The sequence below is a fragment of the Brachyspira pulli genome (genome assembly GCF_036997785.1).
Classification (GTDB): Bacteria; Spirochaetota; Brachyspiria; order Brachyspirales; family Brachyspiraceae; genus Brachyspira; species Brachyspira pulli.
On sequence record NZ_JAWLQI010000009.1, the window covers coordinates 20,293 to 42,826 of the forward strand.

The following is a 22,534-nucleotide window of genomic DNA, read 5'->3' on the forward strand; positions in this document are numbered from 1 at the left end:
AATGATTACTCTTGATACATTATTTATAGTAATATTTGCTGTACTTCTTATATATGGTTTATGCAGAGGTTTAATATCTATTATTATACCTATTCTAGCTATAATAGCTACATTTTTGATAGCACCATTAATATATAATCATATATCGAAATTTTTTTCACATTCAGCTATATTGAAAATAATATCATTAATAGCAAGTTATTCTATTATAAGGATAATACTTTCAAAAGTTGAAAAAAGCATTAAAGACATATTGAAAGTAATATATTTATCTTGGGTGGACAGACTTCTTGGTGCTGGTACAATAATGATGATTGCAATAATTATTACATATTTTGCAGTTAATATGATTATATATATATTCCCAGAATACTCTGATATTATAAATCAATCTAAAATAATAAATTATATATTTGTATTATTCCAAAATGATAACTATATATCAAATTTTATAAACAATTTCAATAATAAAAGTATTTAAAGTTTATATAATTGACAATAAAGCTATTTTAATATATTATATTAGTACAAATTTATTTAAGGAAGTAATACTTATGAAAACAGTAGATGCTAGAGGCATACCTTGCCCAAAACCATTAATTCTTACTAAAACTGCAATAACTAATGCAGCATTAAATGAAGAAATAGAAGTACTAATAGATGATGATGTTGCTTTTCACAATATCACAGACTTTTTGAAAAACAATGGTATAACTTATACTAATGAAGGTAAAAATTTCAAAATTGTGAAAAATAAAGAATTATCATTGAATAACAATAAAGAAAAATCATCTGGACCTGTAATAGCTGTTGTTGATAAAAAAGTAATGGGACAAGGAAATGATGATCTTGGAGAATTATTATTAAAATCATTCTTAGGTGCATTAAAAGATGCCAACCCAAAACCAGAAGCTTTATATTGCTATAATGGCGGAGTTTATTTAGGTGTTGAAGAACCTTATAAAACTTTATTACAAGAATTAAGAGATGCTGGAATAAAAATATTTTTCTGCGGTACTTGTGTTAAATTCTATGAATTAGAAGGCATAAAAGTAGAAGAGCAAACTAATATGCTTGGAATAATAGAAGCTATGGCTAATGCTTCAGCTGTTATAAGAGCATAATTAATATTTATTTATAATCATGAAAAATTACTATTTTGATAACTCTACAACAAGTTTTCCTAAACCTAAAGAAGTTGCAGAAGAAATGTACAATTTTCTTATGAATGTAGGAGGAACTTACGGCAGAGTAAATACACAAAGAGGAAAAGAAACTACTCAAAAAATAGAAGAATGCCGGGAAATATTAGCTAATAAATTTTTAGGTACAAAAAATGATGCTAATATAATATTCACACCCGGAGCTACTAGGTCTGTAAATGATATACTTATAGGACTTAATCTTCATAATTGTAAAGTATTAATATCAACATTAGAACATAATGCAGTATTAAGACCAATATACAAATTAAGTAAAAACAATAATGTAGAATATGAGATACTGCCTTCTTTAGATGGAGGAATAGTAGATATAAATGCTCTTTTAGAAATTGTTAAAAAAGAAAAAATAGCATTAGTTGCAATCAATATGGAAAGCAATATAAGCGGAGTAATACAGCCTATAAAAAAAATAAAAGAAGCTATAGGCGAAATACCTTTACTTGTAGATGCTACTCAAGCTGTTGGAGTGCATGAAATAAAAGCAGATGAATGGAATGCAGATTTTATAGCTTTTACAGGACATAAAGGACTTTTAGGCCCAACTGGTACCGGCGGTTTCTATGTAAAAAATCCAGAAAAATTAAAAGCGGCATATTTTGGAGGCGGTTTTGGTGACGGATATGAAACTCCTTACAGTGTACCTGAAATATATGAAGCCGGCACTCCTAATACTGTAGGAATTATAGGTCTTTTGGCAGCATTAAAAAATAGACCTAATTGGAATATAAATATAGAAGATTTAGTATATACTATAAAAGAAATAGAATCTATGAATAAGTATAAAGTAATATGGTCTAAAAATATTGAACATCAGGGCTTCGTATTTTCTATAACTACTGATTCTATAAGTATGTCTGATTTAGCTCATAAGCTTTATGAAGATTATGGTATAGAATGCAGATATGGATTTCATTGTGCATTCTTAGCTCATAATTTTTATAAAAATGATAATGGTGCTATAAGATTTTCTTTTTCACCATATACAACAAAAAAAGATTTAGAATACTTAATAAACACATTAGGAAACAAATTATGGTAAAAACTTTTTGTTATTTACAAACACCTAGAGATTTAATCAAAGCAGAAAAAATTTTATTAGATGCCGGCATAGAAGTTGTTGTAAGACCTGCACCTGAACCTGTATTTGGAGTATGCAATATGGCTATAGATATAGAAGACAATGATAAAGTATATATTGTATCTTTGCTTGAAGCTGCGGGTTTAGTTGTAAAAATTAAAGATATGGAAAAATAACAATAAAAAATTTAATTGATTAAAAAATAATAAAGGCTTATTTCTTAAGTAAGAAATAAGCCCTTATTTATGGAAAACTTTTAGTTGGATATGTCTTTATTATTTAGCCATAATAGTACCAACGTACATTTTATCTGTTCTAATACCAGGTTTAATTTCACCATTGATAGAATATATTTTATTTCCTATTAATATTAAACCTTCACCGCAAGGAGCATCAAAAGGAACCTCCCCTATTGTTTTCCAAGTATTAGATTCACAGTTATAAATTAATATGTTGCTGTTCCAATTAAATTCATAAGGATCAGCACCAAAATATTTAGCTCTGAAATCAGCTAATGCTGCATCTTTAAGATTGCCTAAATTATAAACAGCATCGTCATAAATAGTTTTATTAAAACCGCCTATAACAAGCATTTCTGTTTCATTAAGTTTAACAGATACAGCACCAAGCAAAGATATTCCTTCACCATTCAAAGCTACATCAGCAACTTTTTCCCAAGTATTATTAGCAAAATCATATTTGTATCCGTCAGTATAAGCAATAGCATCACCGCCACTGAATACATATATATTACCGTTTAATAATTGAGCAACAGCCTGAGTTCTGCTTGCTTCTCCAGGTACAGGAGCTAATTCTTTAGCTTCTTTAGCTGCTAAATCATACTCATAAACTTTATTGCTTCCTTTACCTGCTTGTTTACCAGTGATAACATATAATTTATTATCTTTATAAACAGCTACGCCATTTTGTAATGTGAAAGGTAAATCGCCTATTTTTTCAACATTCAATTTATTATCTTTTAATGTTATAAATAATATATCATCATCAGCTTCACTGTTTGAAGAACCGCCGATATAATATATTCCATTTTCAGTAGTTATAGAAGCACCATATCCTAATTCATTTTCCCAATTGATATGTTCTACAACTTCTAATACTCCATTCTTATCTTCTAACATATAAATGTCAGAATAAGTTTTTTTAGCTCCGCCATTAAGTACAGATTCTTCTGGGAAATTAGCACCGCCGCCTACAACTATATATTTACCGCCTAAAGAACCGTATAATACTCCGGCAGTACCTATATTTTTTTCCATTCCAGTTTGAGCAGGTAAATGTCCTCCCATTTCCCAAACTATTTTTTTATCAACTTTAGAATCTAGTACATTAGCATTGTTAGAAGAAGCAGTATTACCACCTGAACAGTTAACAGCAGCAAATATAATAGATAATATTAAACATAATTTTTTCATTTATATTTCCTTATAATAATCTACTATTATTTTTGATTTTTTATAGTAGTAGAATAAGTTAAGCCTTTTATTTTTTCTGCAGATGGTTTTCCAAAAGCAAAAGAAGCTAATAAAGAACCAACTACACCAACACCTATGATTATGAATGAAATCATAAACTCAAAGATTTTTGGTTTAGCATAACCAGGTATAAATTTAGTAAGCATACCAGCAGGATCGCTAACATAGAATGCTACTATAACAGAAAGAGCAAATCCAACCCATACAGCTTTACTTTCAACTTTATCAAAGAATATACCTACCAAGAATACAGCAGCTATAGGACCGCCTAAAAGACCTGTTATAGCTTGGAAGTATAAGAACATATCACCTTGACCATTAAATATGAAGTAAATAGCAAGTAAAGTACTGAATATACCTACTATCCAGCTTGATAATCTAGCAAATTTTAATTTACTAGCATCTTCCATACCAGGTTTGAAATATTCTAATATATCAGCAGTCATACAAGTAGAAACAGAGTTCAAACTAGATGATACTGTAGATTGAGCAGCAGCGAATATAGCAGCAATTACAAGTCCTGATATACCAACTGGTAAAGCGTTTACAACGAAGTAAGGAAGTATAGCATTACCATTAACATTTTCTGGCAATGTAGCTTTGAAATGGAAATAAATGTATAAAGCAGAACCCATACCTATGAATATTATTACACTAGTACAAAGTAAAGGAACATTCATAAATAAACTTTTTTTAGCTTCATTTTCATCTTTGTTTGTAGCATATCTTTGAACTATATCTTGGCTGCCTACATAAGAATATATAGAGTTAACAAAACCGCCAACTATCATAACCCAGATACTTGATTTAGCTAAATCTAATGAGAAGAAATCAGGGCTTATGATTTTTCCATCATCAGCTAAAAGCTTGAATCCTTGACCTATTCCTTCAGGAGCAGATGAGAAACCTACTATAATTACTAAGAAAGCACCTAAAAGAAGTACAACTGTTTGTACGGCATCAGACCATAATACTGCTTCTATACCGCCCATAGATGTATAAGCAACACAGAATATTGATACAATAACTGTTATTAAAACAGGATTAAGAGTAGGAAGTACCTGCTGTATTGCCAATGTAGGAAGATAAATAACTATTGCCATTCTTACAACGTGGAAAAGTATGAATGTTAAACTGCCAACAAGTCTGAAAGAATTATCAAATCTTCTTCCTAAATATTCATAAGCAGTAGTAACATTAACTCTTCTGAAGAATGGTACAAAAGTATAAGCAGCCCATAATACCATTAAAATAATTCCTAGAGGAGCCATACCAAGAAGCCAGCTGTTATTATAAACAGAAGCAGGTATAGCAATAAATGAAATAGATGATAATGCTGTAGCGTAAATACTCATAGCAGTTACCAAAGCAGGTACTCTACCGCCAGCTTTGAAATAATCATCTGTAGATTTTGTTCTTTTAGCAAAGAACATACCAATTAAAAACATTACAACGAAGTATAGTCCGATGACTACCCAGTCAAACCAATGCCAAGCCATATTAGGTTCTCCTATAAATAAGTTTTTGTTCACGTGAACAATTATATTATAGTCAAATAACACTACAAAGTCAATCATAAAATAGAAAATATTACAATTTATTACAATTTATTATAAAAAAAATGAAAAACATCACTAAAAATATAAAGTTAAATACTTTAAGTAATAACATTCAATTATATAAAATATATTAGATAGAATTTTTTTATAAAAAAGTAATAGATATATGAATTATTACATAATAGAAAACATTTAATACATATTATATAAATATACATATATTATAGCTATTTGAAAATTATAATTAATACAACTTCTATGGCTTTACAATTTTAAACTTCATTTTTATTAATTTTAATTATAGTTATTATATAATTATTTTACATAAAATGGATATTTATCAATTTCCTATACCAATATAGTTTACATAATAAATTTAATTTTACTATTGACAAAAATAAAATTTACAAATAATATAAATTTATCAATACAAAATGGAGATAAATATTTAAGAAAATTATTAATCACATCTTTATTATTAACAGCTTTATTCACTGTAAGCTGTGAAAAATTAAAAGAAGCAGCTGGTGGAGTTACAGGAACAATTACAGGAATAGAAAGCACTTATGCTGGAACTTGGAGTGCTGAAACAACAGATAATAAAAGTGTATTCTATTTATCTACAATAGATATTAAAGAAGATGGAAGTATGATTTATCATGATATGTACACAAGATTAGATTTTCCTTTTGAGGCTATTGAAATATTCAAACTAGGAAATAAATATTCTGCAACTTCTACAAAAAAAGATAATGCTGGAAATGTTACTGTTTCATATACTATTGATATAACATTTGAATCAGAAAGCAAAGCTAATATCACTTATACCAAAAAAGAAGGTGAGAAAGAAGAAAAATATTCAGATGGTATTTTCATTAAACAAGCACAATAAATTTTTAATATAAAAATTATTAAGGGGCTTTAAAAGGCTCCTTTTTATTTTAAAAAATTAAATTCAATTGATGAAATGATATTTATAATATAAAATCAAAATAATAAAAATATTTAGGTTTCATAATGGCTTCAAATAAAAATAGTAAGGCAAAACAATTCAATATAAAAAATAATGACAGAAGATATATAATAAACAAATACAAAACTAATGAACATAAAAATTATGATGATTATTATATTCTTCACTCACTAAAAAATATAGTAAATAAAATTAATGCACTTAAAAAAGAAAATAATGATATAAAAGTATTATTAGTATCAATCAATTCAGGAAAGCCCAAACAATTAGAAAAAGGAAAATATAAATATATAGAAATAGAGTTTGATAAAAAATTAAATTATAAAGAAATGGAGTCTGATTATACAGATGATATTTATTTATTTTTAAATGAGAATAAAATTTGTTTTTTTGAAATAGGTGTGTTTTTAGAATTATACAATAATTTTAAATCTTATGAGCAATTTAGCAATATCTATATATATGAAATAATTAATAAAATAATAAGCCCTTATAAATTAATATATGAAAATTTCCCGTTTTTTAATAAAGAAAGAAATTATAAAGATATTATAAAAGATATAAAAAATAACAATTTTGAACTTATAATCAAAGAGAGAGAAATTGAAAGATTAAAAAAAGTTATGCAGGAATATTTTGATAACAATAAAAAAACTGTTTCAATTCTTCCTTCATATAGATTATATAAAGAAGATAAACAAAAAGATACTAGATATTATACATTAGAAAGTTTAATAGTTTTAGATGAAATATTAAGAATATACAAAGATATAAAAAGTACAGAATTTGTATTTATTAGAAATATAAGCTATTTATATGATACCGAAGATATAGCAAAAGAAATATTTAATTTTGATAAAATACTAAAATCAAATATATATACTATTGAAAGTGAAAAATATTATATAAAAGAAATTCTTTTTAATATAAGCGATGATAAAAAACGACAAAAAGAAATAAAGAAAATTGATATAAAAAATATACTTAATAATTTTGAAACTATACAAATAAAAGACTTAGAGAATATAATATTTTATTTGTATGATACAATACTTAATTTAATAAGAGATAATAAAAACTATAATATAAAAGAAGATGAACAGTTACAAAATGGCATTTTATACTATGACAATGTTTTTCATTACTTACAATATTTTATAGGGTATTTATTTACTGATAAAAAAATTATAAATGAAGAAGAATATAAAAAAATAATAGCTCTTTACATTTATAAATATAATACACTTAGAAATCATAATACTTACAGATTCTACAAATTTTATTTAAATAATGAAACAGCAAAAAAACATAGTATAAAAGATTATGGTATCATTAACTATAACATTTACTATTATCAAGATGAAGAAAAAATAATTAAAAAATATTCAATATATGATTATAAAGAAATATACATTTATTATTATAAGTTCATATTGATGAGTATCGCATATAATATTATAAAATATAACGTAGATGTAAAGAATTATTTAAAAGCTAAAAGAAAATATGAAATAGAACATGAGGAAGAAGAAAAAAAAGAGGAAATTATTGAATATAATATTACCCCTTCATACGAATATGATTTTAATAAGATAAAAAAACATATTAATACATTTAATAATATTATTAATAATTTATATTTTATTAATATTATAAACTATGAAAAGTATAAAAAATATGACTGCTGTAAACTAGAAAAATTAACAAATGATGCTATTAATCTAATTAAAAATGAAGAAACATTTATAGATAGCGATATAGAGGAAGAAATAAAAGTATTTGAAGAATATAAATTAATAGAAAAAGAAGCAGAAAAAATAAAAAATACTATTAATAAAATAAATAAAATTTTTGAATATATGCAAAAAAATAATATGATTGATAAAAATATTAATAAAAGATGGACTAAATGGGTTCAATTTTACACATTGAGCGAAACAGAATTATTAATCTTTATTACAAATAAAATTAAAAATAAATTTTCTGATATAGAAGAAAACATAAAAGAATTTGAAGGATTCAAATTAATAAAAAAAGAGATAGAATTAAATAATAAGAAAATAGGTTTAATTAATAACAAACCAGAATATATTAATAATTCAGAAGATATTTTAAATAAATTTTTCTACTCATTTTTAGAAGAAGAATACAAATTAAGTTATGATAATACAGAAGATATAATCAAAAAAATCAATAACTTCTATAATATATACAAATCAATAGAAATTCCTATAAAAAATATTTAAAAAAATCAAAAAAAAATTCTCGATTGACCTCCACACGAATATGTCAAATGATAAAAACATATAAAGAGCCTAATATATAACTATGGTTAGATAAAAAAATATATGTCTAACTAAAAATTATATTTTAAGGAGGAGCAATATGAGTAAAAAATCAAATCATAATGCTGACATTTCAAATGCCAACAAGGGTACATCTGGAACTAATGAAAGCTATGACAAGAATCAAGGCAACAGAGGCAAACAGTTGAACCCTAATCAAAAGAAATAATAAATCAAATTATTTCTTCTGGCCGCTTCAAATTATTTATTAGTTTGGGGCGGCTTAAACAATTAAAGTTAATGAAAGGTATTATAAAAAGTTTGTATCTAATGATAACGAGGTATTAAAAAATTTAATAATAATATTTAAGGAGATTGTATAATGAACATTTACTTATTTATTGATTTACATAGAAAAAGAGCAAAAGAAGTGAGAAGTCATTTCACAAATTTATTAAAGATATTATGCGTATTAAAAATAGTATTTGGAGATAGTTTAAGCATTAATATGGAGGTGGTGTTTGGAAGGGGGCTTCATAGTGAGAATAACAAACCTGTTTTGAAATATGTTGTTTTAAGACAAGCTAAAAAATATCAAGATTTCGGATACAAATACAAATTAAATAAAAAAACAGCTAACGGATCTATGATTATAACTTTTTAATAAATAAGGTAAATGCAATGGCTAAAAGAGATGAAAACAACAATATAGATATAAATGCTAAGAGAGACATAAACAATTTTGATTTATATTATTTTATAAAAAATAAAAAATATTACTTGCCAAAATATTCATTTATTTTGAAAAGCAAAAAAAGATTAATGTCCATAGGAGAATTTTTAAATCTTTTAGAAAAAAACAATATAAAGAGTATGAGCATTAATTTATTAAGAGAATGGGATAATAAAGAGCTTCTTCCGGCATACAGAGTTGAAAGAGGAATGATCAGAACAGAAAGCAGATACTACATAATGGAGCATCTTGATATTGTAAAAGAGATAGTAAAGTTAAAATCCTACGGGCTTGAGATAAGAGAGATAGAAAAGATAATTTTTGAAAATAAATCTTTTGAAATACTTTTTCTATCAAAAATAATAAAAAATAAAGAGTTATTTATGAAGATGAAAGATATTATAAAAAACATAAAACATATAGAAGATGATCTTGTAATTTCTATATGTGCTGAAGTGAAAAATATATTTAACATAAATGATGATGATTTTAAAGAAACTTTTAATGATAAGTATTTAAGCAGCATATTAAATGATTATAAAAAGAGCAATTTAAATCCTGATGAATCAAGCATATTATTATTATCTTTAATACTTTTAAGTTTATACAATTCTTATGATAATGATTCTTTTGACAGGAAAAAATTCTCTAAACAGTTTTACAGCATCATAAGCGAAAATAAAAATCATACCTAACCATACTTAGATGACTACTTTATTGATTAACAACATTGAATAAAGAGCAAATATATTTAATATAGATAAACGCTTTTAAACATTTGATAACTTATTGAAGATAAAACAAATCTTTAATTGTTATAAATAAAAAATATTTAAGGAGCAACAAAAATGAAAAAACAATTATTAAACTTCTTTTTATGTCTAACAGCAGTAATATTTGCAGTAAGCTGCGGAGGAAAAAATGATTCCCCTACAAATCCTAACATAGGTACATTTTCTGTATATCGTGTTGATAAAAAATTTCGTATAGGAGTTGATGCTGATAATTCTGTAGTAAAAAATGAAGGAAGCATTCAGCTTTACACAAGCTATGAAGCCAAAGTTGAAATAAACAAAGTTACAACTTCTGGAACTGTTCAATTAGAGCCTTCAGATTTTACATTATCTCAAGATACAATATCAGTACCATATAGTCAAGCAACTGCAGATTATATAACAATATCATTATCTGCTTCTGGAATTGAAAAAATAAAAAAAGCTGAAAAAGCAAAAAGTGTTAAATATACATTAACATTTTTATTTACAAGAATATCAGATAATCAAACATACACATTAGATGAAGAATTTCAAATTGCCAATCTTCAAATAATAACTAAAACAGATATAGAAACAGCTATGAGAGTAACTTTAGATGTAGGTACTGATGCTATGGCTTCTAAATGGAAATTTAATTTATCAGGATTCACATTAAATCAAAATCAGTCTTATGAAGCAACAGTATCTGGAAGTGCTACAGGTGTAAAAGATGTAAGTGATGGAGAAAGTGCTATTGTTCTTCAAACATATAAAGAAGGAAGAGGATTTTCTTTATCACCAACTGGTAAAAGAGACAGTAATACACAAGCTACATTTACAATTAAAGCATTAGTATTTGAAGGATATACACTTGATAATTCTATATCTTATGTAGAAAAAGATGGTTTCAAATTAGTTTTAAAACTTGGCAGTACTAGCGGCGGTTGGCAATAATATAAATTAAATCAATCAATACTAAAAGCCTGTCTTAATACTTTATTAGGGCAGGTTTTTTATTTTAAAGTCATCTTACCACGCGTTAAAATCGCTTAAAAAATAAAATTAATCAATAATTAAATATTCACTATAATTTAAATTCTTCTTACCGCGTGATGTTAAAGCTCACAAATTTAAAAAACGTTTGGGCGGGCATGCTTTTTCTTAATAGGCTGTAAATATAAATAAATTATTTTTTCAAAAAATAACTTTAAATTTTAAAGGGCGGGATTCAAAATAAATTCATCAAACTAATAATCATTAACTTGCCACGCCGACAAAGTCAAAATTTAAAAAGTAGATTTTTTAATTTATTGACAATTTGCATATTAGTAAAAAATTAAAGTCATAATTAAAAATAAATTTCTAAATATAATAAACGCTTGAACTTATACTTTTTTATTAATCAATTGTAAACATAAATAAAATATTTTTTCAAAAATAAATTAATAAAAATCAAAAATATATATTTTTAAATTTTATTAATTATTATTTATCTATAATAATAAAAAATTTATATAGAAGTTGATTTTTCATATTTTTTTTACTATACTTGAATTATCATGCATTGCTTAGTTTTCTATGAATCAGCTTATTCTTTAAGCTTCTTTAGAAACCAATCCAATAGTATAATAAATAATCTATTATACCAAAATATTACCAGTTATAAGAGGAGGAATGTTTATGGGCAAAATTTATAACCCAGAAAGTATTCGTAATGTTGTACTTTTAGGCCATGTAGGAAGTGGTAAAACTACTTTAAACGAAGCTTTACTTCTCAGAGCCAATGCTATAGAGAAGAAAGGTGAAATCGAAAGAGGTACTACAGTCAGTGATTATACCGACGAAGAAATTAAACAAAAAATGTCTATACGTACTTCTTTAAGTTTTATTGAATGGAAAGATCATAAAATTAATCTGGTTGACATTCCGGGGTCTGGAGATTTCAGCGGTGAAATTAACCCTGCTTTAAGAGTTGCAGAATCTTGTATAGTTGTAATTGATGCGGAATTTGGTATTCAAATAGAAACTGAAAAACATTGGCAAATGGCTAATAATTTTAAAAGACCAAGAATTGTCTTTATTAATAAAATAGATAAAGAAATGGTTGATCATAAAACATTATTAGAAAAAATAGAACATAACTTTAAAGAGCCTCCTGTAGTGCCTATACAAATACCTATGGGTAATGGTAAAGATTTCAAAGGTATAATAGATGTTATTTATCATAAGGCTTATTTTAGAGATGAACATGGAAAAATTATAGAAGCAGAAATACCTGAAGAATATTATGATGAATACAGAGCTACACGCGACAGATTAAAAGAATTAGTATGCGAAGTAGATGACAGCCTTACAGAAAGATTTTTAGAGGGCGGAAAATTTACAGACGAAGAATATATTGATGCTTTAACAAAATCTATACTTCAATATAAAGTAGTACCTATTCTTTTCGGAACTTCTATAAGAGATATAGGTATGGGTGCTGTACTTGATACTATTATCAGATATATGCCTTCACCTTCTTATGTTCCTGTTACAGACGGTACAGATCTTTTAACTAATGAACCAGCAACAAGATCTATATTAGGTGAAAATAATCCTTTTGCAGCATTTGTATTTAAAACTACAATAGACCAATATGCAGGAAGAATATCATTCTTTAAAGTTCGTTCAGGAAGTATAAAAAGCGGCGATGAAATATATAATTCAAGAACCGGCAAAAAAGAAAAAGTTGCTCATATATATATGGCAAGAGGTAAAAAACAAATAGAAAGCGATACTATTACAGCAGGAGATATCGGAGTATTGGCAAAACTTTCTGACTGCAGAACTGGCGATACTATAAGTGTTCCATCTTCACCATTCCAATTCTTACCTCTTAAAATACCTCAGCCAATATACTTTACAGCTATTAAAATATTGAAAAATGATGTTAAAGCATTGGAAGTATTAGATACTATTGCTCAGGAAGATTTAACATTTAATGTAGAGTTTGATAGTGAAACTAAAGAAACTATTATAAAAGCTATGGGAGCATTGCAAGTAAAATTAGCATTGGAAAGAGTTATTTCTCTTACTAAAGCAGAAATAGAACAAAGTGTTCCAAGAGTAGCTTATAGAGAAACCATCAGAAAACAAGCTCAAGCTCAATACAGACATAAAAAACAATCAGGCGGAAGCGGTCAGTTTGGAGAAGTTCATTTAGAAGTTTCACCTTTACCACGTGACGGCGGTTTTGAATTTGTAAACGATATATTTGGAGGAGCTATACCAAAACAATATATACCTGGTGTAGAAAAAGGTATACAAGATGCATTAGCACAAGGACCATTGGGAAGATATCCTATGGTTGATATAAAAGTAAGACTCTATGACGGTAAATATCATGATGTAGATTCTAATGAATTATCATTTAGAATAGCAGGCTCAATGGCAGCTAAAGAAGCATTCAAAAATGCAAGCCCTGTATTATTAGAGCCAGTTATGAAAGTTACTGTTTATGTACCTGAGGAGTTTACAGGTTCTATAATGAATGAACTCACAGGTAAAAGAGGCAAAATCTTAGGTATGGAGGCAGCATCTAATACAGTACAAATGATTAAGGCAGAAGTACCGCTTTCAGAAATGCTTACTTATTCAATAGAAATGAAAGCATCTACTTCCGGCAGAGGTACTTTTGAAATGGAACATTCTCATTATCAAGAACTTACTGGTCCTTTAGCTGACAAAGTTATAGAGGAAAGAAAAGCATTACTTGGTATTGCAGAATAAAGTTGGGCTTAGTATATAAAAATAAAGTTGATATTTTTTATATACTATAATATAATAATTATATATGTATAAAATTAGGAGATTGTATGCTCAAAATAATTGACAAAATCACAAAAGAACATGTATTTGAAGGTTTGGAATCAAAAGACAAAGAATCACTTTTTAGAGCTTTAAGTGAAAAAATTGCACCTGTTGCTTCTGCTTCAGCAGACGCTATATTCGATGCATTCAAAAAACGTGAAGATGAATACACAACTAATATTGGTAATGGTGTTGCTGTTCCACATGGAAGAATTCAAGGTTACGGAAGAACAGACATATTCGTAGGTTTTTTGAAAGATGAAATTAACTATGATTCAGATTCAGATGAAAAAAGCCCTGTTAAACTTGTATTCGCTATACTTTCTGATCTTGATAACCCTCAAGATTACCTTTTAAATCTTTCTCAAATATTCTTCTTGGTTAACCAAAAAGAAATACTTGACAAAGTTATGGCTACTAAAGGTTATGATGAACTTGCTAGCGTTTTAGAATCTTTCAAAAAATTAGATGAAAAATTTGAAGCTGAAAAACAAATTAAATTCTTAATAGAACTTGAAAGAGCTGAAATACAAATCAAAGCTTATGAACTTTATAGCTCTACTCACTCTCAGCAAAAATCTGATGTAGTTTTAGAAGAATACAAAAAATATAAAGACACTATTCTTAGCAAAATAGATATAGCTGTATTAGAAAATTATAAGAGAATTAAAGAAAATAAAGGTGAAGCTTTAGCTAAAATTGAAAATTATAAATGCAGTGCTTGTAATGTAGCTATACCTAAAATGACTGTTAATGAAGTAAGAAGACAAAATCAAATTATAATGTGTTTCCATTGCGGAAGAATATTATTTACTACTGATTAATTTTAAGTTATTTTAATGTTAAATAATTTATTGAAAATAAGGAAAGCTAAATTAATATTAATTATTTTAGCTTTCCTTTATATTTCCTGTTCACCAAATAAACCTAGCTCTGCCATTTCAGAGTTTTATAACTACCCTAACCCATTTACTCCGTCTAAAGAGCATACTACTTATAAAGTTTCTATTAAAAGAGGAGAAATAATTAGTGCTAAACTTGAAGTATATTCACAAAGCGGTGATTTAGTTGATTCAAAAGACTTGGTTATTGAAAGCAGCAAACAAAGTGCTACATGTATATGGTCTGGTATGGATAAAAATGGAAAATACCTTCCATCTGGAGTTTACGATGCTAAAGCCATAGTGAAAGATAATCAAGATTCAACATTCGTATCAGAATTCAAAACTTCTATAAGATAATTTTTTATAAAAAGTTTATATAGTTTTAATGTATAAATATTATTTATTGAACTAATTTAAAAAACTTATAATAAAAATTAGAACATCATATAAATAATTATATATACTGAAAATTTTAGAGTTTGTCAAAAAATACAATTTTAAATTAGGTTATTTGTGGGGACTAGCCCCCACACCCCCAGTTCTTTTGTTGGCACAAAGAACCTATATCCTCGGCGGGCTCGGATACGCTTCGCGAAAGCCTGCATTTTTGACACAAATCTTGGTTTTACTTCGCATTTTAAACAAAACTTAATAATATTTTATACTATTAATAAACAAAAATTACATTTACAAAAAAGTAAAAATTGACAAAATATAGTTGTTTAGGTATATACTAACTTCTCATATTATCAAAATAATTTTTTTAATATTTATATATCTTTCTATGATAAATACAATATCAAAATTATTTTCATACACTCGTAAACTTGACTAAATCATAAACAAAATCAATAATACATTTATAAAAATATAGAATTTAAAAAAATAAAATTGTTTCAAAACTGTATAAGTTTAAAAGATGTATATTTTTGTAATTAAATAAATCAATTCATGATAATAAAAAAGGGTAAGAAATTATCATCTGATAAAATCCTACCCTTTTTAAATTAGATTATTATTTATTCTAAATCTTCCCCATTACTTGCTATAACTTTTTTGTACCAGAAGAATGATTTCTTTCTGCTTCTTTTCAAAGTACCATTACCAAAATCATCTCTGTCTACATATATGAAACCATATCTTTTAGACATTTCTCCAGTACCTGCTGAAACTAAATCTATAGGACCCCAAGTAGTATATCCTATCAAATCAACACCATCTATTTCAACAGCATCTTTCATGTTTTTTATATGCTCTCTTAAATAGTCGATTCTATAATCATCTTCTACATAACCATTTTCATCAACTTTATCATGAGCACCTAATCCATTTTCTACTACAAACATAGGTTTTTGATATCTGTCATAAATATCATTTAAAGTAACTCTCATTCCTAGCGGATCAACTGTCCAACCCCATTCAGTTTGTTTCAATTCTGGGTTTTTAATATCAGCTGCTATATTGTCTTTAGGCATAGTGTATTTACTTTTATCAGCACTAGCACATCTAGTTGTATAATAAGAGAAAGAAATAAAGTCAACTGTATATTTCTCTAATAATTCTAAATCTTCTTTCTCCATTTTTATATTTAAATTTTCTCTTTCAAATTTTTTCAAAGCAAAATTAGGATATTTACCTCTTGATTGTACATCAACAAAGAAATACATTTCATCATTTTTCTGCTGAGCTGCTAATACATCTTCTGGTTTTGAAGAATAAGGATAATAAGTTCCAGCAGCAAGCATACATCCAACTTTATTATTAGGATCAACTTCATGAGCTATTTTAGTAGCTATTGCACTTGCAACTAATTCATGGTGACTAGCTTGATATTTCATTTCTTCTTCATTTTCGCCTTCTTCAAAATATAAACCAGCTCCCATAAATGGTGCATGTAAAATCATATTTATTTCATTAAAAGTAAGCCAATATTCTACTAATCCTTTATATCTATTAAAAATAGCATTACAAAGATTTTCGTAGAATTTAATCATTATTCTATTTTTCCATCCGCCGTATTTTTTGATTAAATGCATAGGACAGTCAAAATGTGTTATAGTAACTAAAGGCTTTATATTATATTTTAAACATTCCTTAAATACATCTTCATAAAATTTCAAACCTTCTTCATTAGGTTTTTCTTCATCGCCGTTAGGGAATATTCTGCTCCAAGCGATAGACATACGGTAAACGCTAAATCCCATCTCGGCAAAAAGTTTTATATCTTCTTTATAATGGCTATACATTTCTATAGCATCTTTAGAAGGATAAAAATGTTCATTATCAAAATCAAACATCTTCATCTTACCTGTAATAACAGCTGCTCTATCCTTACCGTGCGGAGCAACATCTACATTTGCTAAACCTCTTCCGCCTTTATTAAACCCGCCTTCGCACTGATTTGCTGCAGTAGCACCGCCCCATAAAAAACCTTTTCTAAATGGCATAAATAAACTCCTCTTATAAAAAGATATTTAATAACAATAGTATAGATATAAATAATATAATACAAATATATATAAACTCCAACAAAAAAATTGTCATATTAATATGGAAATTATTTAATTTGAGTTTTATATCAATATTAATATAATAATGTTATATTAATAACAATAATATAGATAAATATTAAATAAGGATAATAATATGAAAGAAAAATTTAATGCTTTTATGGAAAGTGAATTTCTTCCAATAATGGCTAAAGTAGCTGGTAACAGATATCTTAACTGTATTAAAGACGGATTCGTATTTGCAACACCTTTTATTATAATAGGTTCATTCGTTTTGCTTTTATTCAATCTACCATTGAATGACCCTACTAACTTTATGTATTTCAAGCCTTACGAAAATTTTGTAAATGCTTTTTCTGGACATTATATACAAATATTCAATGTTAGTATGGGTATAATGTCTTTATTTATATCATTTGGTATAGGATATTCATTGGCAGGATATTATCAGCAGGACCAGCTTACTAATGGTTTTTTATCTATGTATGCTTTCTTATTATTATCAGCAAAATCATTGGCTGTAACTGTAATAGGAGCTGCTGCTGAATTATTACATGTTGCTGAAAACGTTAATGTCGGAGTTTTAGATGCCAGATATATGGATGCTAAAGGTCTTTTCGTTGCTATTATTGCTGCTATCTTATCTGTAGAAATATCAAGATTTTTAATTGTCAAAAAAATCATGATAAAACTTCCAGATTCTGTGCCACCTGCTATATCTAAATCATTTGAAATATTGATTCCTGTTGCAGTTATATCTTTCTTATTCCAAACTGTAAACTGGATAATACAAAGCAACATGAAAATAATGATACCTGATTTAATTATGAAAATATTACAGCCGTTATTAAGTATGTCAGATGGTTTAATATCTATAATTATAATATTGTTATTAATACATGTATTATGGTTCTGCGGTATACATGGAGCGAATGTTGTTAATGCTATTATAACCCCTATAGTTCTAACTAATTTAGCTGCTAACCAAGCTGCTCTTGCTACTGGTCAGGAAATACCAAAAATATTTGCTGGTGAGTTTATGAACAGTTTCGTATATTTAGGCGGTTCTGGTGCAACTTTAGGTTTATGTATAGCTATGATCATGACTAAGAATGCTCATTTAAAATATGTTGGAAAACTTTCTATAGTACCTGGTTTCTTCAATATTAACGAGCCTATTATGTTTGGTGCTCCTATAGTTATGAACCCAATATTTGTTATACCATTTATATTAACTCCTATTATAAATGCTATAATATCTTATTCATTCTTTAAATTTAATCTTATAAGCAGAATAGTTGGTTTAGTACCTTGGACTACTCCTTCTATATTAGGTTCATTTATTTCTACTAATTTACATTTCTTAGCTCCTGTATTAGTAATAGGACTAATTATATTAGATTATTTCATATATAAGCCATTCTTGGATATGTATGTTAAAGAATTAGAAAAAGAAGAAAGTGCCAATTAATTTAAAATAAATACTATACACATTATTACAGGCATTGTTAATGATAAAAAATCATTAGCAATGCTTTAATTTTATATAGCTAAACAAATATAATTTGTCAATTTTAGTTTTTTCAATTTTATTGCTTGTGGTGGCTTTGCCCACCGCTCTGCGAACTTCATAACACCCCAAGTTCTTTTGTGACCGAATGGAGTTCTACGACCATAGGAAGTCCTTTAGGGTGGTATTGGCACAGGCGAAGCCCGCCTGCGACGAGAACCTATATCCTCGATAAACTCGGATACGCTTTAGCGAAAGACTGCATTTTTAGGCTATATACTATATTTAATAGGCATGTTTTTAATATAAAGTTCTAGCAATTGCGTTTTTTGCTACTTTGACGAAGTCCGCAGAGCGTGTGCGGCAAAAAAGTTGATAATTTTATATAAAGTTCATCGGTTGACAAACTTAAAAATTTTTGGTATATACCTAAACAAATATACTTTGTCAAAAATAAATTTATGTTTTGGTTTTATATTTGGGGCTTTGCCCCAAACCCCACTTCTTTTGTTGCCACAAAGAAGCAAAAAGGCTGCATTTTGACTTAAATTTAGTGATTTATCTTACATGTAAAACGTAATTAGTATGATTTAATACTAATTTTATATTTGCACTTTTTGCAACTTTTTGCGGCGGGAAAAAGTTGACTAAAAAAAATGACAAAGTTAAAAATTTTCAGTATATAATAAATTTATTAAAATTATTAATAAATATAAATTACATATATAAAAACTACTTTGACAAAATTAATAATTCAAGTATATTATTACAAAATAAAAAAAGGAAATAGAAATGAATACCGAAAAAATTAATATTTTTATAGAAAATAAATTATCACCTATAATGGCTAAAATTTCTTCTAATAGATATATAAATGCTGTTAATGCTGGATTTGGAGCTGTCAGCCCTTTAATCTTAATAGGTTCATTTTTTATAATAATATTCAATTTACCATTAGCAAATGAAAATAGTTTTTTATATATAAAAGCATATCATAACTTTGTTACATCATTTTATAAATACTATATTCAAATATTTAATGCAAGTATAGGTATTATATCATTATTTCTTTCTTATTCTATAGCATATTCATTAGCAGGGCATTATAAATTAGATAGCCAAACTAATGCATTTTTATCAGTATATTCTTTTATTTTATTATCTGCTAAAAGCTTATTAATGACTATATCATCTTCAGCTTCAAATATATTGTATCTAAAAGAATCAACTACAATAAATGTAATAGATGCAAGCTACTTGAATGCTAAAGGAGTTTTAATAGCAATACTATGTTCTATAATTTCAGTTGAAGTATATAGATTTATAATAGAGAAAAAAATAAATATTAAATTCCCTCAATCAGTTCCTCCTGCTATAGCCAAATCTATTGAACCTATAATACCATTTATAGTAATGTCAGTACTATGTCAAGCAGCAAATATTATTACAGAGCATTATATTAACAATTCAGTATCCAATATAATATTCAATTTTATGAAATACTTTTACAACTTTGCTGATAGTTTAATTTTGATAATATTAATACTATTATTAGTACATATATTATGGTTTTGCGGAAGCATACATGGTTCAAATGTTGCATCTTCAATAATAAATCCAATAGTATTAATAAATTTAACTATAAATCAAAATGCTTTAATTAATGGAGAAAATTTGACTAGAATTTTTGCAGGTGAGTTTATGAATAGCTTTGTATATTTAGGAGGAGCTGGTGCTACATTGGGATTATGTATATCAATGCTTATGAGTAAAAATGAAGAATTAAAATCAATAGGTAAAATGAGTATTGTTCCAGCTTTATTCAATATTAATGAACCTATATTATTTGGTACACCTATTATTATGAATGGCACATTTTTCATACCTTTCATAATAACACCTATAGTAAATGCTTCTATAACATATTATCTATTTAAATTTGAGTTTTTATCCAAAATAATAGCTGCAGTTCCTTGGACTACGCCATCTATTTTAGGTTCTTTTATAACAACTAATTTTTGTATAACTGCCCCTTTATTAATAATAGGATTGATTATAATAGATTATTTAATATATAAACCATTCTTTATTATACATAATAAAAAAATAGAATCAAAAAACTAATATAATAAAAAAGGAGTAAGAAATATAAATTGTTTCTTACTCCTTTTATTTTTATGTAATCTTATTATTTCACTTCTTTATATAAAACAACATCCATTTCACCAGATGTTAACTCTCCCAATTTAGGAACTATAGACTTAAAATGATCAGAATTATTGTGTTCTTCTATAGCTTTTTCATTTTTCCATTCTTCTATAAAAGTAAGATATTTACCATCAACACTTTCAAATAAATTATAAGAAATACAGCCGCTTTCTTTTCTGCTTTTTTCAATAAGTTCTTTGGCAGTTTCTATAAATTTTACTTTATTTTCAGATGATACAGGATTTTTAGCTATTATCTTAATCATATTTTTATTACCTTTATTTTTATTAGAATTTTCATTATTGATTCTTTTATTGTACTTATTTTGAGCAATTACAGGAGACTCAAATAATGCAACTTTAACTGCCTCTATGACATCATTAGCAATAACAGTATCCAATTCTTCTCTTTCTTTTTTGCTGAAATTTGAAAGCACATAATCATTTACTTTTTTACCAGCACTAGGTCTTCCTATTCCTATTCTAACTCTTGTAAAGTCATCACTTTGTAAATGTGCAATAAGGCTTTTTATGCCATTATGTCCGCCTGAACTTCCGCCTTTCTTTATTTTAAAACTTCCAAAAGGTATATCCATATCATCATATATTACTATGATATCTTCTAATTTCACATTAAAGAATTTAGATACATAAATTGCTGATTCACCAGAAAGGTTCATAAATGTTTGAGGTTTAAGCAATATATATTCAATATCCTTGCTTTTACCTCTTGCATATAAAGATTTCTTTTTATTATTATCAAAATTAAGAGATAATTCCTGAGCTATTTTATCAATAAGTATAAAACCAACATTATGTCTATTGTTTTTATACTCCTCACCCGGATTACCAAGCCCTATAATTAATTTAGTCATAATGAATATTTCTTTTTTGCTGCTTGAGGAGATTCAAATAAAGCTATACAAGTTGCTTCTACAACATCATCGGATATATCTCTAATTTTTTTTCTTTCATCTTTAGAGAAAGGAGATAAAAGGAAATCAGCTTTTTCCTCATCTTCAGGACAAGCTCCTATTCCTACACCTATTTTTGTAAAATTATAACTTTTTAAAGAATCTTTTATACTCTTAATACCGTTATGGTCTATATTATAATCTTCAACTTCTTCTTCAGAATCATCAGTTTTTGAAGGAATAACTCTAAATTCACCTATAGGTATATCTGTATCATCATAGATAACAATAATGTTTTCTACTGTGATTTTCATGAAACTAGCCATATAAAGAGCTGCTTCACCAGATAGGTTCATAAAAGTTTGAGGTTTAAGAAGCAAGTACTCCATTTTTCCATGCTTACCTTTACCAAAAACTGTTTTCTTTTTCTTAATATCTAATTCAACATTAAGTTTTTTAGCAACCTTATCTAAAATCATATATCCGATATTATGTCTATGATTTTTATATTGCTCACCTGGATTACCAAGTCCCATTACTAATTTCATCATGCAGTAG

General features: G+C 26.8%; 20 protein-coding genes. 15 read left to right on the top strand and 5 right to left on the bottom strand.

What is annotated here, in order from left to right; genetic code table 11:
• Position 1: 1 nt before the first annotated feature.
• From R4K56_RS03505 to R4K56_RS03520, 4 genes are all read left to right on the top strand, one after another.
• A complete protein-coding gene (locus R4K56_RS03505) occupies positions 2-481 on the top strand; it encodes a CvpA family protein (RefSeq protein WP_335757372.1) in 480 nt (159 codons plus the stop codon).
• 73 nt (positions 482-554) lie between these two features.
• Positions 555-1,124, top strand: coding sequence for a sulfurtransferase-like selenium metabolism protein YedF (gene yedF / locus R4K56_RS03510; protein WP_297296622.1), 570 nt, complete (start codon positions 555-557; stop codon positions 1,122-1,124).
• Positions 1,125-1,143: 19 nt separating this feature from the next.
• Positions 1,144-2,262: an aminotransferase class V-fold PLP-dependent enzyme gene (locus R4K56_RS03515; RefSeq protein ID WP_335769390.1), complete on the top strand. Its 1,119-nt coding sequence runs from the start codon at positions 1,144-1,146 to the stop codon at positions 2,260-2,262.
• Complete coding sequence (locus tag R4K56_RS03520) at positions 2,256-2,477, top strand: putative Se/S carrier-like protein (protein ID WP_297296626.1); 222 nt, start codon at positions 2,256-2,258, stop codon at positions 2,475-2,477. The genes R4K56_RS03515 and R4K56_RS03520 overlap by 7 nt, the downstream gene beginning before the upstream one ends.
• 99 nt (positions 2,478-2,576) lie before the next feature.
• Here the strand turns inward: R4K56_RS03520 and R4K56_RS03525 are convergent, their stop codons facing one another.
• Both R4K56_RS03525 and R4K56_RS03530 read right to left on the bottom strand, forming a co-directional pair.
• Positions 2,577-3,734, bottom strand: a complete 1,158-nt coding sequence (locus R4K56_RS03525; RefSeq protein WP_335771877.1) for a cyclically-permuted mutarotase family protein — start codon at positions 3,732-3,734, stop codon at positions 2,577-2,579.
• A gap of 26 nt (positions 3,735-3,760) precedes the next feature.
• Positions 3,761-5,293: a sodium:solute symporter family protein gene (locus R4K56_RS03530; protein WP_335771878.1), complete on the bottom strand. Its 1,533-nt coding sequence runs from the start codon at positions 5,291-5,293 to the stop codon at positions 3,761-3,763.
• Positions 5,294-5,741: 448 nt separating this feature from the next.
• On the opposite strand from R4K56_RS03530, the gene R4K56_RS03535 reads away from it, so the two are divergent.
• The 9 genes from R4K56_RS03535 to R4K56_RS03575 all read left to right on the top strand — a co-directional run bounded on the left by R4K56_RS03535 (position 5,742) and on the right by R4K56_RS03575 (position 15,192).
• Positions 5,742-6,245, top strand: coding sequence for a hypothetical protein (locus R4K56_RS03535; protein ID WP_335771879.1), 504 nt, complete (start codon positions 5,742-5,744; stop codon positions 6,243-6,245).
• A 125-nt stretch (positions 6,246-6,370) separates the two neighbouring features.
• Complete coding sequence (locus R4K56_RS03540) at positions 6,371-8,572, top strand: hypothetical protein (RefSeq protein WP_335771880.1); 2,202 nt, start codon at positions 6,371-6,373, stop codon at positions 8,570-8,572.
• A gap of 139 nt (positions 8,573-8,711) precedes the next feature.
• Positions 8,712-8,840: a hypothetical protein gene (locus R4K56_RS03545; RefSeq protein ID WP_335757605.1), complete on the top strand. Its 129-nt coding sequence runs from the start codon at positions 8,712-8,714 to the stop codon at positions 8,838-8,840.
• A 153-nt stretch (positions 8,841-8,993) separates the two neighbouring features.
• Entirely contained in the window at positions 8,994-9,275 is a 282-nt protein-coding gene (locus tag R4K56_RS03550) for a Smr/MutS family protein (RefSeq protein WP_335757604.1), read from the top strand.
• A 17-nt stretch (positions 9,276-9,292) separates the two neighbouring features.
• On the top strand, positions 9,293-10,039 hold the full coding sequence (locus tag R4K56_RS03555) for a MerR family transcriptional regulator (protein WP_335771881.1): 747 nt from the start codon (positions 9,293-9,295) through the stop codon (positions 10,037-10,039).
• A 153-nt stretch (positions 10,040-10,192) separates the two neighbouring features.
• Positions 10,193-11,053 (top strand): hypothetical protein, encoded by an 861-nt coding sequence (locus tag R4K56_RS03560; protein WP_335771882.1) that lies wholly within the window; start codon positions 10,193-10,195, stop codon positions 11,051-11,053.
• 726 nt (positions 11,054-11,779) lie between these two features.
• Complete coding sequence (gene fusA, locus R4K56_RS03565; RefSeq protein ID WP_335759569.1) at positions 11,780-13,870, top strand: elongation factor G; 2,091 nt, start codon at positions 11,780-11,782, stop codon at positions 13,868-13,870.
• Positions 13,871-13,956: 86 nt separating this feature from the next.
• Positions 13,957-14,775 (top strand): PTS sugar transporter subunit IIA, encoded by an 819-nt coding sequence (locus R4K56_RS03570; RefSeq protein WP_297296654.1) that lies wholly within the window; start codon positions 13,957-13,959, stop codon positions 14,773-14,775.
• A gap of 15 nt (positions 14,776-14,790) precedes the next feature.
• Complete coding sequence (locus R4K56_RS03575; RefSeq protein ID WP_335771883.1) at positions 14,791-15,192, top strand: FlgD immunoglobulin-like domain containing protein; 402 nt, start codon at positions 14,791-14,793, stop codon at positions 15,190-15,192.
• Positions 15,193-15,854: 662 nt separating this feature from the next.
• Here R4K56_RS03575 and R4K56_RS03580 read toward each other — a convergent pair.
• Positions 15,855-17,282, bottom strand: a complete 1,428-nt coding sequence (locus R4K56_RS03580) for a 6-phospho-beta-glucosidase (RefSeq protein WP_335771884.1) — start codon at positions 17,280-17,282, stop codon at positions 15,855-15,857.
• Positions 17,283-17,481: 199 nt separating this feature from the next.
• Here R4K56_RS03580 and celB point away from each other — a divergent pair, with 199 nt between their 5' ends.
• Both celB and R4K56_RS03590 read left to right on the top strand, forming a co-directional pair.
• The gene (gene celB / locus R4K56_RS03585) at positions 17,482-18,816 is read left to right on the top strand and encodes a PTS cellobiose transporter subunit IIC (RefSeq protein ID WP_335771885.1); all 1,335 of its coding nucleotides are present in this window, start codon (positions 17,482-17,484) and stop codon (positions 18,814-18,816) included.
• An 831-nt stretch (positions 18,817-19,647) separates the two neighbouring features.
• Positions 19,648-20,979, top strand: a complete 1,332-nt coding sequence (locus tag R4K56_RS03590) for a PTS sugar transporter subunit IIC (protein ID WP_335758104.1) — start codon at positions 19,648-19,650, stop codon at positions 20,977-20,979.
• A 64-nt stretch (positions 20,980-21,043) separates the two neighbouring features.
• On the opposite strand, the gene pth (R4K56_RS03595) is transcribed toward R4K56_RS03590, so the two are convergent.
• Together pth (R4K56_RS03595) and pth (R4K56_RS03600) are read right to left on the bottom strand one after the other, a co-directional pair.
• Positions 21,044-21,940: an aminoacyl-tRNA hydrolase gene (pth, locus tag R4K56_RS03595; RefSeq protein ID WP_335758106.1), complete on the bottom strand. Its 897-nt coding sequence runs from the start codon at positions 21,938-21,940 to the stop codon at positions 21,044-21,046.
• Positions 21,934-22,527, bottom strand: a complete 594-nt coding sequence (pth, locus tag R4K56_RS03600) for an aminoacyl-tRNA hydrolase (protein ID WP_335760999.1) — start codon at positions 22,525-22,527, stop codon at positions 21,934-21,936. Before pth (R4K56_RS03600) ends, pth (R4K56_RS03595) begins: the two co-directional genes overlap by 7 nt.
• Between the last annotated feature and the right edge of the window lie 7 nt (positions 22,528-22,534).

Excerpts from the sequence above, each read along its gene's own strand:
- fusA (WP_335759569.1), top strand. The coding sequence starts at position 11,780 with ATGGGCAAAATTTATAACCCAGAAAGTATTCGTAATGTTGTACTTTTA.
- pth (WP_335760999.1), bottom strand. The coding sequence starts at position 22,527 with ATGATGAAATTAGTAATGGGACTTGGTAATCCAGGTGAGCAATATAAA.
- R4K56_RS03575 (WP_335771883.1), top strand. The coding sequence starts at position 14,791 with ATGTTAAATAATTTATTGAAAATAAGGAAAGCTAAATTAATATTAATT.
- R4K56_RS03520 (WP_297296626.1), top strand. The coding sequence starts at position 2,256 with ATGGTAAAAACTTTTTGTTATTTACAAACACCTAGAGATTTAATCAAA.
- R4K56_RS03570 (WP_297296654.1), top strand. The coding sequence starts at position 13,957 with ATGCTCAAAATAATTGACAAAATCACAAAAGAACATGTATTTGAAGGT.
- R4K56_RS03540 (WP_335771880.1), top strand. The coding sequence starts at position 6,371 with ATGGCTTCAAATAAAAATAGTAAGGCAAAACAATTCAATATAAAAAAT.
- celB (WP_335771885.1), top strand. The coding sequence starts at position 17,482 with ATGAAAGAAAAATTTAATGCTTTTATGGAAAGTGAATTTCTTCCAATA.
- R4K56_RS03560 (WP_335771882.1), top strand. The coding sequence starts at position 10,193 with ATGAAAAAACAATTATTAAACTTCTTTTTATGTCTAACAGCAGTAATA.
- yedF (WP_297296622.1), top strand. The coding sequence starts at position 555 with ATGAAAACAGTAGATGCTAGAGGCATACCTTGCCCAAAACCATTAATT.
- R4K56_RS03525 (WP_335771877.1), bottom strand. The coding sequence starts at position 3,734 with ATGAAAAAATTATGTTTAATATTATCTATTATATTTGCTGCTGTTAAC.
- R4K56_RS03555 (WP_335771881.1), top strand. The coding sequence starts at position 9,293 with ATGGCTAAAAGAGATGAAAACAACAATATAGATATAAATGCTAAGAGA.
- R4K56_RS03580 (WP_335771884.1), bottom strand. The coding sequence starts at position 17,282 with ATGCCATTTAGAAAAGGTTTTTTATGGGGCGGTGCTACTGCAGCAAAT.
- R4K56_RS03515 (WP_335769390.1), top strand. The coding sequence starts at position 1,144 with ATGAAAAATTACTATTTTGATAACTCTACAACAAGTTTTCCTAAACCT.
- R4K56_RS03550 (WP_335757604.1), top strand. The coding sequence starts at position 8,994 with ATGAACATTTACTTATTTATTGATTTACATAGAAAAAGAGCAAAAGAA.
- R4K56_RS03590 (WP_335758104.1), top strand. The coding sequence starts at position 19,648 with ATGAATACCGAAAAAATTAATATTTTTATAGAAAATAAATTATCACCT.
- R4K56_RS03530 (WP_335771878.1), bottom strand. The coding sequence starts at position 5,293 with ATGGCTTGGCATTGGTTTGACTGGGTAGTCATCGGACTATACTTCGTT.
- R4K56_RS03505 (WP_335757372.1), top strand. The coding sequence starts at position 2 with ATGATTACTCTTGATACATTATTTATAGTAATATTTGCTGTACTTCTT.
- R4K56_RS03545 (WP_335757605.1), top strand. The coding sequence starts at position 8,712 with ATGAGTAAAAAATCAAATCATAATGCTGACATTTCAAATGCCAACAAG.